The organism is Paenibacillus sp. MAHUQ-45 (assembly GCF_058133325.1).
Genome location: NZ_JBYUPV010000012.1, coordinates 53,275 through 66,751 on the forward strand (window position 1 = coordinate 53,275; position 13,477 = coordinate 66,751).

Consider the following 13,477-nt stretch of genomic DNA (forward strand, 5'->3'; position numbering starts at 1 on the left):
ATAATGCTTTAAAACTTAGTAGAGAGTATAATATTAACTCGTGGATTTCAGGTTTAGTTATTTTCTTTGGTTTAATTATTGGATTAACAAATTTATATTTCTTAGTGTACTGCTTTATTTTATTTGCTACCGTAACAGGGCGAGGGGGTGCTGATTGGTCCACTTCCCCAAATATCATGAGCATCACGCGGCGTCGAATTGTGGATTTATACAGCCACGACTCACCGTGTCGAACCCTTATCCCAAACCATCAAAGGCACCCAATCGGGTGCCTTTAGATTTCGCTCTATAACTGATACGGTGAACCTTATCATAAGTAGAGCGAAATTTTTGTTGTAATGACAAGACGAGAATATTATTTCAAAACGAATTGGTTCCTATTTTCGTTATAATCTCTTTCAAGAACTTTATATAGATCTTTATATAGATCTTTAGGGTCTTGAACACAACGTTTTGTACTTTTGTTTTTTTCTCAAACTGTGACTTAACTATAGGTTACAAGCAAGTCAATGTCTTTGGATATAGATATGGAAACGGGCATTATCTTAAGCATGTCCGCAAGGGTATGCCTACTGATAATGCCCGGATTGAAGTGCTTATTTTCTATGCTAAAGTTTGAAAACATGCCTTTGAACGTCACTGTTTACTATTATCTCAATCGGATGATCTTGTCTTACATATGGGGAGGAGATCCCTAAATTTAACTGCTTTTAGTTGGTGATAAGATTAGTTTGTAGGCTACAAAAGTTATGATAGCATACACGATACCATAAAGAACCCAAGCATCTAAATTTACTTTGAGCGTCCTTAAATTATTAGCGATAAATAGGAGCGGGAGAAGGGCAGCAATAATTAAACCTATATAAATTTTCCCCTCGAATCTAGTAAATAACAGACCAATTAGAAAAGCGATAATGGGGCAAACAACAAACAGTCCAATAAGCGGGTTAAGGTTAGGAAACAACAAATAAAGCATTTGAACACCCCACAAAGAATAATTTAATTAATTGTAAAAAATCGAATCATTTCTTTACTTGATTTATACTTTAATGGTATTATTTTATCTTCATTTCCGTTTCCTAGATCATATTTTCTAATCTCTCTTACTCGGTCAATAGGAGCATTTTTTACATAATCATATAAAACAAAAACGGTGTTACCCACATACTGAACTCCCGAGACGATTCCGCGTTCATCCTGTTTTTTTCTCAGAAATGCCTCATGTTGTTTTAGTTTAAGTGTCGTTGGTTCCTCATCGAGATTATTGAAAATAACAACATCTGAATCATCAGAGAAAATATAGATGCAATCGTTATAAATTTGACTGTCATAAAGCGAAAAAGGATTTTTAGATATTGTTATTTCTTTTTCCATTATACCACTTTCTGGATTGATTATTTGCATTATGGGGTGAAATTGTAGGTCGGAAGTGTTTCCATCAAGTAATACAACCAGTTTATCTTTTAATATTTGGAGGGAAGATATGTTTTGTCCTACGGTGCATGTGGAGTCGGTGGCGTTGTTGGTACGGAAGTAGTGTGAACATCTCAAAAAGTTGACCTAAGAATTTTAAAGTCGTGTTAAAGCTTATAAAGTCGTATCAAAAAGCCGAGCGAAACTCAGGTATCCACTCCTGTTTTCACTCCAAAGCGCTTTCTCTAACTCCATTCATTTCCCTTGTTATTCCCCTGCTATTTCAACTCGACTTTATTTGCCCGCATTGAAACAGGGGAGTGGGGTGAGAGGTGTCCAAGCCAAGTGGGACAAGGCTTTGCGGCAATTTGATGGGAGGGCGGCGTGAGAGACTATTTGGAAATTGCACAATAGTAATTTAAAGCACATTTACCTGCAGAACCCAAGCTTTATCAGCTTGGGTTCTTAATATTTGTATCCTTGGTAGTAGTAAGGAAGAGAATTGAACTAAGTGTTGGAGCAGCTATGCTACTAAAGAATCATATCCGATAAAAGCATTTAAAAAACGACATCGATAACCGATACAAGTAAGAACAAAGCACTTTCGAAAAGTGTTCTGTTCTTTACTATGATCATAGAAGGGAGAGACCTCAAATGAATAAAATAAAAGTGAAGCTAGCCATATTTCTGATTATTCTGCTAGGTTCGACCTCATTTCAATCTATCCAAGCAGCTCCTACAGTTGTTGAAAAGTTTGAGGTCGTAGATCATTGGTTTCCCAATGTGCGAATGTACCCTATCATTGTTTTAGCAGAATATAATAACGGAGTTTATGAACGAAGGCCGAACAGAGCAGGTCTACCTGATGGTATTTTAGCTTATTGCTTTGACAGGTCGAGACAATATCCACTTACGAAAGATCTTTTCGGTTATCGTGACGGTGAAGAGTTCTTTTCACCACTTAAAGAAATTAACAACTACTCCATTAAAGGAAAGGTGATTAATGGGGATATGTTAAGAGCGATCCTGCTCAATGGTTTTCCAATGAAGAGTGTTGCAGATTTACAAGCGGCCACTGGTATTACAGGTTTGGATGAAGACATGGCACTTTGGGCTACCCAATATGCTATTTGGCATTACACTAATGGAGCGAGTTTGAATGACTGGCGTGGGCAGCATTATCCGCCAACACCAGCGGGAGAGGATTTGTTTAATTACTACATCAGTTTAGCGCCTATAGGGCCAACGTATACAGAAGCCGATGTGGATGTATATGATCAGCAATTATCATTTGATGCGAATGATAACCTTGTTGTATCAGTATCCTATAAAGCAACAGAAAAGAACTATGATGGAACTGTCATTTTACCATCAGTCCAGCTTGATAATGCTACGGAGGCTAGATATCCAAAAGCGACTGTAGTTGAATCAACATACACCAATCCAAGTCTTAACAGTAAGACGATCACGATTACAATCGCTGATGGCGATTATGATGATACGGCTTCAAATGTAGATATTGGACTCCAATTTATGATGCGTCAATCTGTCAACGATGTGTTCATCACTTCGTCAGTGAAATATATCAATGATATTCAAGATTTTGGTGCGGTCGCAGTCAATGTATTGGATGTGCAAAGAAATGTGCTATTGAACTTTAAACTTCCCGTGTCGCCAACACCAGCACCAACAGCAACATCAACGCCAGCACCAACAGCAACAGCAACACCAACGCCAACACCAGCACCAACAGCAGCACCAACGCCAACAGCAACACCAACACCAACGCCAACAGCAACACCAACACCAACTCCAACAGCGACACCAACAGCAACAGCAACAGCAACACCAACGCCAGCACCAACAGCAATAGCAACACCAACGTCAACAGAAGAACCAGAACGGGGAGTAGAGCCAACGGCAACGCCGACGCTGACTCCAACAGAAGAACCAGGACCGGTAGAAGAGCCAACGGCAACACTAACGCCAACTCCAACAGAAGAACCAGGACGGGTAGAAGAGCCAACGGCAACGCCGACTCTAACAGTAGAATCAGAATGGGTAGAAGAGCCAGCACCGATGCCAACACTAACACCAGCCCCAACGCCAACAGAAAAAACAGAACGGGTAGAAGAACCAACACCAACGCCATTTGAACGGACAAATGTAAATGAAGAAATAAGCGTCCTTCCTAAAACGGGTGAAGAAAGTAAAACTATATTTTATATTATAGGAGCGGTATTTATTGTCGGCGGTTTGTGGCTATTTAGAAGAGATCGCATGGGTAGAGGTTGAGTAAATGATGTACCTTGAAAAAATGGCCGAAAGCTGCTCGAAAGAGGGCTGACCCTCCAGAGACACTCATTCTGCTGATCCACCCTACTATGTCGGCACCGATTATTACGGGGACGGCTTCTCTCTCAAGATCATCGCGACCTTGCTTGCTCGTCTGCTGGCAAATATCAAAAGCAAGGCGATGCTGCTACACAGCAAGGGAGAATGGCGTTCAAGAAGAGAACAGGGTTTGGTGGTCAGGGTGAAAATCGTTGTTTGCCACCTTGCATACTGTGCTCATTGCGGTAAAGGATTGAAATATAAAAATGACCGAGACGGTTGTCAGTTAAGGCGGAGCCAATGAACGTATTATGCAGCAGCGAAGTCAGGGGCTCTGCAGAGTTACAAATTGATGACGAGAAAGCTCTACGAAAAGTGCTTTAGCACTTGATTGAACACATCAAGATTGAGATGGATTATGAAATTATTATCAACTATAAGAAAGTCACGTAATAATAAGTCGGGCTCAGGCGAATGAAGCGCTTGGGCCTTTTTTTTGAACCAGTGCAAAGCTCTAAAGGGGAACGTTGGCGTGTTTTAGTATGAAGCACCATAGCCGGATATCATCCAGCAGTACAAGTGGAGGTGGCTGCCCTGTAATAAAAAACAAATAAAATAATGGACTACTGCTTATGTAAACTTCAGCTATGGTATGCTTGGACAAGGATATGGCTTTAGCAGGAGGGTTTATTTTATGGAATTGAGACAGCTAACAGATCGTGTTTTTTATACTATGTTTAGTAAAGAGTCCGATAGGCCAGTTCTTGGATATATACATGGGCAAAAATGTTCTTTAATGGTGGACTCAGGCAATTCTAAACATCATGTTGAATCGTTTAATGAAGCTGTACGTAATGAAGGATTCAGAAAACCGGAAATCATTGCGATCACGCATTGGCACTGGGATCATACTTTTGGGATGCATGCAGTGGAAGGTGTAACCATTGCCCACGAAAAAACGAATGCTAAATTAGCGGAAATAGCTAAGTGGGAATGGACAGATTCTGAAATGAAACAGAGATTAGCAGAAGGGGTCGAGATTGAATTTGCAGATACTTGTATTCGTACAGAGTACCCTGTGCTATCGGAAATACGAGTAGTGACTTCGGATATCTCCTTCAGCGGATATATGGAAATCGATTTAGGAGGCATTGTTGCAGAATTACATCATGTAGCCTCTCCGCATAGTGACGATTCTGTCTGCATATTTGTACCTCAAGAAAGAGTATTATTTATTGGCGATGCCGTTGGATTGGATTATTATAATAATCTCTACCTAGATAAAGATAAATTGCGTTCTTTAATTACAGCGATTGAAGGATTTGATTTTGATACTTGTGTAGTAGGACATGCTGAACCTGTAAGTAAACAAAAGATTGTTGATATCATGAATTCTCTTCTGGAACGTTAGAAAAAATTCTGCTCAGCCCATAACGATTTCATCACGTTGTATATCTTGAGCAAAGCGAAGGGACGGGGTTAAAAAACATGAAGGAACCATCCGAACAGCTCATTGAAATGCTTGGTCAACCGTATAATCCTAAGAGTGTTCAAACCTTGCTGCAGTCCTTCGGCGTCAAGCGGATGCCAGGTCCAAACAGCTTTTTTAACGACGATATCATCTGGTCTGTAAAATCATCGATACGTATAGATCTTTATCGCGCGCCAAAAATAAATGATCTGACCGGGCTCCAATATACCAATCAAGAGGAATGGATTATGGGTGCCGTACATTTTCTTGCGCCCGGGTCGGATGACAGAATTAAGGCTCCGTTTCCCGGATACCTTCCCTCAGGAATCACGATGAGCTCAACACCAGATGAGTCGATAGAGGCATATGGTCAACCTGGGCTGGATGAAGACTGTGAGTGGCCTGGATTTTCCGGCCGAATCTTGGCATGGCGCAAGCCGGGCATCAATATCGCAATTGAATATGAGGACAGTGAGAATGGTGTCAAGATGAGAAGCTACCAAGCCTGTCTAATTGGCTGTATAGGCGCTTGGCGAAATGATAATCCGGAGGTTTTTGCTCCTTGATCGTAGGTTCCCCTCACAGCTGTGTGGGAAGAATAATGGGTAACTGTTACAGAATGGCTCCTCCCACTGCTAGCCTGGAAGCCAGAAGTTAACCAACATGAAGCTAGAAAACGAAGAGACGCCGGGGATACCCGAGTGTCTCTTTATTATCTGTGGGGTTGTTCTCAGAATGAGAATGGAACAATGTATTAACAGGAGCTTGTACACTCATTAGAAGCAATTGTGATAAGATTAAACCATTAGCGTTAACATATACTGTCGTTTGATCTGCGCTGCTTAAACATGCTATAAGTGAAGAACCAGGGATATGAATAAGTATATATATTTTTGCGGGATAAAGATTTATCTTGGCAGCTAGAGAGGGTTTAATATAATGAATAATTTTTGGCGTGAATTACCACGGCCTTTTTTTATACTGGCGCCGATGGAAGATGTGACGGATGTTGTGTTTCGCCATGTAGTAAGTGAAGCAGCCCGGCCGGATGTTTTTTTTACGGAGTTTGCGAATACAGAGAGCTATTGTCACCCGGAGGGGAACCATGCTGTGCGCGGGCGTTTGACGTTTACAGAGGATGAACAGCCCATTGTAGCTCATATCTGGGGAGATAAGCCGGAATTCTTCCGTCAAATGAGTATCGGGATGGCGAAAGAAGGATTCAAAGGAATTGATATTAACATGGGCTGTCCTGTAGCGAATGTAGCAGAGAACGGGAAGGGAAGCGGTCTGATCTGCCGTCCTGAGATCGCAGCGGAGATTATCCAAGCAGCTAAAGCCGGCGGACTGCCCGTCAGCGTAAAAACAAGGCTCGGTTTCAGTGAAGTAGATGAGTGGCGCGGCTGGTTAACCCATATTTTGCAGCAGGATATTGTGAATCTGTCCATTCATCTGCGCACCAGAGAGGAAATGAGCAAAGTAGATGCGCACTGGGAGCTGATCCCAGAGATTAAAAAGCTTCGTGATGAGGTGGCACCAGATACACTACTGACCATTAACGGGGATATTCCTGACCGTGAGACCGGTCTCAAGCTCGCTGAGCAGTACGGTGTGGATGGGATTATGATTGGGCGCGGTATTTTCCATAATCCGTTTGCTTTTGAGAAGGAGCCGAAGGAGCATAGTAGTGAAGAGTTGCTGGATCTGCTACGGCTGCATCTGGATCTCCATGATCAATATTCGGGACTGGAGTCCCGTTCATTCAGACCTCTTCAACGATTCTTTAAAATCTATGTCCGCGGATTCCGCGGGGCAAGTGAATTAAGAAATACCTTGATGAACACCAGGTCAACCAGTGAAGTGCGTGCGCTACTGAGTGAATTTGCAAGCAAGACGCAGGATGAGGCAGAGGAACAAGAAGATTAAGCTGCCCAAATGGTAGAAACCCGTGTGGAAATAGAAAAAAGACGCAAACAAATGAGGATCGGATGAATGGAGAGGGGGACAACCCGAAGCCATCCAGCCTTTCCTCTGTTTTGTTATGGAGGGATCACATGTCCTGGAGCAAATTGAAGCAACAACTGGAGGGCTTTCTTAGTCCTGCGTTAAACGGAAGGGTAGAGTACCGCGCACCGGGTTACCGTTATCTGCCTGATAAATCAGGGATTTGTTATATTACCGTAGATAAGAAGAACATCCTCAACATGAACGATAAAACGAACCCTATAAGATGGTATCAAACAGAGCTGGAAATTAAGAACGATCCAGACATTCAAATTCCTATCACCAATGAAGAAATAGAAGCCGTCAGAAAAGATACTAAGGGGCCAGTGCCAGAGGACCGCCTAATAGTCATTGCCAGAGGCAGAAAAAGTACAGAACATGCAAAAGAGCTTTTGTCAGCACAGGCTGCATTAAGTAAGTCGAATTTTACTGTTGTGGCTAATAAATTCCTAACTACTCCTATAGAGGAGAGCTTGGAGAGCAGCGAGATTCTATTGAATGTGTTGGCTTTGATGGACAAAAGAGTCGGGAAGAAGCGGATTTTGGGTATGGCTGAGAAGATGGAGTTGAAGCATCCGGTTGTGCGGTGGTTTTATGATTTGCGGCGGGGGACGTTGTGAGGTATGGTACCGGGAATGATTATAGATGGGCAGTTTGTTAGTAATGCTCAATCCACACATGTGGAGAGTTACTTACTGGTAGTGTGAAACGGCCGCATTTTAGAATAAACTATATAAAAATAATGAGGGGCTATTGCCCCTCTTATTGGTCATTGAAATGATCAGAAAGACTACTGTTTCAATTTTATTTGATGTGATAATAGAGTAATTCTTATAAGCACATTTATATAGTATTTCTGACTAATAAATAAACTTGTCTAATTCAGCATCAGTCATTGCTTTATTACTGTATAAAAAAGGGATGGCATCATGGTAGTCTTTTAAAAACGACTGGTCACTTTCTGTTTTCTCATTATTATATTTATATTTCCAATTACGCTCTTCTTTTGATATTGCATTTTTGAGCTCTTTCTTTGTGGTCCGATAACGAGTTTTCCCTTTGGGAGTGGTATATGCGGTTTCTTTTTTAGCTCTTTCTAGAATTACGCGCATTAAAAATTGATTTGCACCAAAAAAGTACTTTTTTCTAACTATATTCTTAGGAGTCAAAAGTATTTTATTATTTTCATAACGATAGCAGGGGAGTGTTTCTTTTTTCCAAGAAGATGAGATCATATCCCAGGTATAAAAGGTGTCTTCAGAGTTGGGGCTTACATTATAAATAGCTAATTGTTCTAATGTAAACTCGTTTAATTGGAGATGTATAATATTGGTCATCATATCTGAAAGTCCATCTTCATTGAATCCTGGTATAGTAACAGGTAAATCCATTGCTTTTGTAATAGATGGTATATTCACTGCTAGTCTTTCGAGATTTTTAAAAGTTTCTATTAGACCTTCTGCTGTATTTCCATGTCCGTTATCTCCATTTCCGTAACCTAACTTTGTATAATTAATTTCCCTTGCACAGGATAATAGCTCTAATTTTTTTTGATCATCATTGTTGCGATACGCTTCATAAAATTCATTAAAAAAGCTATTCAACAGATTTGTTGCCTTATCATACCAAGGCCCTCTTTGAGTTTCTATTAAACAAGGATCAATAAACAGTTTTTGATCCTTTAATACATTAATATCTACAAATTCATAAAGAGAATGTCCAGTTCGAGATTGATTTAGAAGTTCGGAAATATGTTTTTTCATATTAACCCCCCATGCTAGAGTTCAATCGCCATATTTAGTTATAGAACACTTTCTATTTTACAGCATTCTACATTATTTTACAAAAAAATCATCGGTAATAGTTAGGAATAAATAATATTGCTTTATGAAAAAATGTAATTTCACTAAATAACTCTACTTCTCACCTTTGCCTATTCCCATAGCAGCAATCACTTCCCGGGTTACCCGAGTGATTGCTGCTATTTCTTTTACACTTTTGCTGCTAAGCAAAGCCATATGTTCATCTAGAGCCTTGCGGCGTTCTGTCTCATCATCGAAGCGAAAGAATTCTATAGCTGGAATATCAAACGCCGCAATAATTTTCTCCAATGTCTCTAATGAGATGTTTCGATCTCCTCGTTCGACACCGCCTATGTAACTGTAGTGAAGCGAAGCTGCTTCAGCAAGTTGTTCTTGTGTCCATCCTTTTGCTTTTCTAAGCTCACGAATGCGATTGCCGACGCTTTCTGGTAAATTCATGGGATCACCTCTACATTAAGGCTAGAAGAGGAAAGCTAACCCTTACAAACTATTAAGAGCAATTTGATGATCTACGAAAAAGTACTTATAAGTACTTTTTATATTGACCCTCTAGATGAGAAAATAAAAAATGTAGGTATGGATAAAAAAAGGGGGATTCACACATACCTCTCTCTATCCTTAAAGCCTTCAACCCAGACATTTTTGTCCAAATGCTGGAAACTGCTTATTATTACGAACAGTGGGACAAGCTGCTATACACTGCAGATATTTTGCATAGCTATTCCCAGCGTATCTATTAAGAGCGGCTGTGCTGAAAGGTGATGGGGATGACGATCCCATTAGTCAAAATGCAGCGCCCTCTTTTTTATTATTTTGGGTTCAGTCAACAGATGCGAGGAGTTGCATGTAAGCATCTGGGGGATTACGAGCAGGCTAGAGATAGCATCTACAGATACGTAGAACTTGGGTGGTTGGAGGACCTAGGGAAGGAAGAGAAAGGGATTGCTCATGAATTTCGAAACTGGCAAAAGCGAATTTATATGCGGTAGAGATTTTATATGGAAAGACAGAATTATTAGAGGAGTATGTTCGCTTTCTTCAGACTAATCCAAAGGAACAGCCTGATGGGCTGCTTGTAATTGTGCAAACTGCCCTTTGTTATGGAGTGAACGTGGATGAGCAGTTGGGCCACTTTACTGATGATATAAATGAAATCGAGCTAGAGCAGGATAATATTGCGCAGATGAAGTACAGAAGGTTTTATTGTTTATTGAATTTATATAATATGCGGGAAGCTCTAAATATAATATATTAACCACCTTATTTAGTTTGACTATTTTTGGTCTCCATAATATTCTTAATTAAGAAGCATATAACAAAGGCCAAAGCATGGCCATAAGTGACCATTCAGAGGCGTATCCCAGGCAAGGGAGAACTGCCTCTTTTTGCGTTGTTTACTTCCTTATCATGATAGGAGCACACAGATGAATGAAGAGCTTATAAAACAAATCTTGGCCTTTCGAGAGAATAGGAACTGGGAACAGTTCCACAATCCGAAGGATTTGGCGATTTCATTGAGTATTGAAGCGTCTGAATTGCTAGAAAACTTTCAATGGAAGTCCTCGGAGGAGGCAGTTCAGTCGAAAAAGGAACAGATCACCGATGAACTCGCAGATGTGTTAGTGTACGCAGTGTACTTAGCGCAGTCGTTAGAGCTAGACCTTGAGGACATAATCCTCGCAAAGCTTATTAAGAATGAAGCCAAGTATCCGGTTGAAAAGGCATTTGGGAAAAAAGACAAATATACTGACCTATAGGGGAGCCTACATGATAATTTACAGCAGCAGTGCGCTAGCTTTCCGAGAGAAAGTTGATAGTAACCAGTTAACTGTAGAAATTGAGAATGCTTTTATCAGCAAGATGGGTATGCGACCCAGTCCCGGGGAAAGAAGAGCCTGGAACAACTCTATGCAGTTCATGGAACGTGTAGTGCGTAACTCAAAGATCGCTGATGATTGCGGTGTTATGATTGAATATAATATCCCGGCTACTAGTAAGCGGGTAGATTTTATAGTTGCTGGTCAAGACAAGGAAGGTAAAGATAATTTTGTAATCGTAGAATTGAAGCAGTGGGATGCGGCTAGCGAAACAGACCGTGAGGATGTAGTGGTTGCTTATATCGGAGGCAGAGAACGTGAAACTCCACATCCTTCGTATCAGGCATGGTCTTATCGGCAGCAGTTAGAGGATATGAATGAAGCTGTTCATTCCAGTAATCTTACCAGTTACTCTTGCGCATATTTACATAATTATCGAACTCCTCAGCCTGACCCGTTAAAAAGTGAACAATATCAAGGCTATATCCGTAAAGCACCGTTATTCATGGCGGAGGATACACTTAAACTTCAGGAATTTCTGCATAAGCATATTGGCAAAGGAAATGGAGTTAATCTGCTTTATCTGATTGAGAACGGAAAAATTCGTCCATCTAAGAAGCTGATTGATCATGTGGACGGGCTGTTCAAGGGGAACTCCGAATTCATCCTGCTGGATGAGCAAAAGGTCGCTTATGAGACCATAATGAGTTTAGCTAAAGACACGAGCAAGAAACGTACAATCCTTATTAAAGGTGGCCCCGGCACAGGGAAGTCGGTGATCTCTATGAACGCGCTCGGAGGACTGCTGAAGCATAAATTAAATGTGAGATTTATTGCTCCTAATGCATCCTTTAGAACGGTAATGGTAGAGACCTTGGTGAAGCAGCAGGCGAAGAATAAGGCACGGGCACGATCGCTTTTTGCTGGGTCGGGTCAATTCTACGATACACCGGAGAACTTTTATGATGTTATGGTTGTAGATGAAGCTCACAGGCTGAAGGGAAAAGGTGCTTATCAATATCGTGGTGACAATCAGATCGAAGATATTATTAAGGCTTCTAAAGTAAATGTATTTTTTATCGATGATTTTCAACGGATTCGTCCGGATGATATTGGATCAGTAGCGGAGATTAAGCGGATTGCTGATCTACACGATTCAGAAGTTCATGAGTATACTCTTTCTGCGCAGTTTCGCTGTGCGGGTGCAGAGGGATTCATTAATTGGGTAGATCATATTTTTCAGATTCGCCAGACAGGTAATTTTAACGGGTGGGATCAGAGCACTTTTGAGTTTAAACTCATAGATAGTCCCCACAAACTCTATCAAGACATTAAGGATAAAGTGAGCGAAGGTAATAAAGCTCGTATGCTGGCAGGATTTGCTTGGAACTGGACTAAGGATACCGAAGGGAACCGAAATGGTGAGATCGCCGATGTAACGATTGAAGAGCATGACTTTCAAATGCCGTGGAATGGACGGGCAATCTCTAACACTTGGGCAATTCATGAACACGGATTAGAGCAGATTGGTTGTGTGCATACTTCACAGGGCTTGGAATTTGACTATGTGGGAGTCATTATTGGAAATGACTTGAAGTTCGATCCTAAGAGTATGCAGATTTATGCTGAATATAATGAATACAAAGATACCATGGGAAAGCGCGGACTGAAGAACAACAACCAGCAGCTTACAGCGCTTATCAAAAACATTTACAAAGTGTTAATTTCTCGCGGAATGAAAGGATGCTACCTGTATTGCCGAGATCCTGAATTAAGAGAGTACCTAGAGGATCAACTCAAGCGAGTAATGGCATAACATTACAATTATACTAGTATATCTAAGGAGTATTTATGGCATCAATTATTGGATTTATAGTACTTATCATCGCCTTATCCATCTTGTCCGGACTGATTCAAGGTAACAAGAAGAACAAACGGCGCAGTTCAGCCAAACGAAAAACAACTGCTAAGAAAAGCGCTACAACTGGCTTTAATCGTGCCTCTACAACGTGCAGACCGGATGAAGTACTCTTAAAGGCACCTTTAGATCAAATTAACGGTGCTGAGTTTGAAAGACTGCTATCTCTATATTTTCGGGATCAAGGCTATACCGTCAAAGAAGTAGGAGTAGGCGGAAAGGATGGCGGTGTAGACTTGGTTATTATTGATAAGCGCGGCGAAAAAACTGCAGTGCAAGCCAAGTGTTATGCTGAACACAATAAAGTGCAGGTTATGACGGTTCGTGAATTGGTAGGCGCTAAAAGAAATCATGACTGCATCTTATCTCTGTTAATCACCACTTCAGATCTTACAGCGGACGCAAAACGAGAAGCGGAGCAATTTAAAGTTGATTACTGGCATGGAGCTCTGATCGAGAATAAGCTTCGAGCTTGGGGGAAATGGCAGCCTACAAAAGGTAAAGTAAAGCCTAAAAAAACTAGTAGCAACAAAGTTAAAGCCGTTACCTGTGCATGCGGGGCACCAATGGTTCAGCGTAAGAGTAAAGAGGGCACAGCTTTCTGGGGCTGCAGTAATTATCCAAGCTGCCGGAAAACAAAGGCTATGTAATTTTAGAGAAAGACCATCCTTAACGTAGCAGGATGGTCTTTCAAAAT

11 protein-coding genes are annotated in these 13,477 nt (G+C 41.0%); 8 read left to right on the forward strand and 3 right to left on the reverse strand.

Going from position 1 to position 13,477, the window contains the following annotated elements; translation table 11 throughout:
• Positions 1-999: 999 nt before the first annotated feature.
• Positions 1,000-1,374 carry a hypothetical protein gene (locus AC3Y23_RS22640; RefSeq protein WP_379203295.1) on the reverse strand — a complete coding sequence of 125 codons (375 nt, stop codon included), beginning with the start codon at positions 1,372-1,374 and terminating at the stop codon, positions 1,000-1,002.
• A gap of 693 nt (positions 1,375-2,067) precedes the next feature.
• On the opposite strand from AC3Y23_RS22640, the gene AC3Y23_RS22645 reads away from it, so the two are divergent.
• The 5 genes from AC3Y23_RS22645 to AC3Y23_RS22665 all read left to right on the forward strand — a co-directional run bounded on the left by AC3Y23_RS22645 (position 2,068) and on the right by AC3Y23_RS22665 (position 7,842).
• On the forward strand, positions 2,068-3,708 hold the full coding sequence (locus tag AC3Y23_RS22645) for a TQXA domain-containing protein (protein WP_379203297.1): 1,641 nt from the start codon (positions 2,068-2,070) through the stop codon (positions 3,706-3,708).
• Positions 3,709-4,441: 733 nt separating this feature from the next.
• Positions 4,442-5,158 carry an MBL fold metallo-hydrolase gene (locus AC3Y23_RS22650; RefSeq protein WP_379203299.1) on the forward strand — a complete coding sequence of 239 codons (717 nt, stop codon included), beginning with the start codon at positions 4,442-4,444 and terminating at the stop codon, positions 5,156-5,158.
• Between the two features lie 77 nt (positions 5,159-5,235).
• A complete protein-coding gene (locus AC3Y23_RS22655) occupies positions 5,236-5,784 on the forward strand; it encodes a hypothetical protein (RefSeq protein ID WP_379203301.1) in 549 nt (182 codons plus the stop codon).
• A 370-nt stretch (positions 5,785-6,154) separates the two neighbouring features.
• A complete protein-coding gene (locus tag AC3Y23_RS22660; RefSeq protein WP_379203539.1) occupies positions 6,155-7,144 on the forward strand; it encodes a tRNA dihydrouridine synthase in 990 nt (329 codons plus the stop codon).
• Positions 7,145-7,272: 128 nt separating this feature from the next.
• Positions 7,273-7,842, forward strand: coding sequence for an SF0329 family protein (locus tag AC3Y23_RS22665; RefSeq protein WP_379203303.1), 570 nt, complete (start codon positions 7,273-7,275; stop codon positions 7,840-7,842).
• Between the two features lie 240 nt (positions 7,843-8,082).
• Here AC3Y23_RS22665 and AC3Y23_RS22670 read toward each other — a convergent pair whose 3' ends face one another.
• Positions 8,083-8,985 (reverse strand): DUF8370 family protein, encoded by a 903-nt coding sequence (locus AC3Y23_RS22670; protein WP_379203306.1) that lies wholly within the window; start codon positions 8,983-8,985, stop codon positions 8,083-8,085.
• Positions 8,986-9,138: 153 nt separating this feature from the next.
• Positions 9,139-9,483: a helix-turn-helix domain-containing protein gene (locus AC3Y23_RS22675; protein WP_379203308.1), complete on the reverse strand. Its 345-nt coding sequence runs from the start codon at positions 9,481-9,483 to the stop codon at positions 9,139-9,141.
• A 986-nt stretch (positions 9,484-10,469) separates the two neighbouring features.
• On the opposite strand from AC3Y23_RS22675, the gene AC3Y23_RS22680 reads away from it, so the two are divergent.
• From AC3Y23_RS22680 to AC3Y23_RS22690, 3 genes are read left to right on the forward strand one after another with little or no spacing between them, the layout of a single operon-like run.
• Positions 10,470-10,802 (forward strand): nucleotide pyrophosphohydrolase, encoded by a 333-nt coding sequence (locus AC3Y23_RS22680; protein WP_379203310.1) that lies wholly within the window; start codon positions 10,470-10,472, stop codon positions 10,800-10,802.
• A 10-nt stretch (positions 10,803-10,812) separates the two neighbouring features.
• Entirely contained in the window at positions 10,813-12,678 is a 1,866-nt protein-coding gene (locus tag AC3Y23_RS22685) for a DNA/RNA helicase domain-containing protein (RefSeq protein WP_379203313.1), read from the forward strand.
• A 35-nt stretch (positions 12,679-12,713) separates the two neighbouring features.
• Complete coding sequence (locus AC3Y23_RS22690) at positions 12,714-13,430, forward strand: restriction endonuclease (protein WP_379203315.1); 717 nt, start codon at positions 12,714-12,716, stop codon at positions 13,428-13,430.
• Positions 13,431-13,477 lie beyond the last annotated feature (47 nt).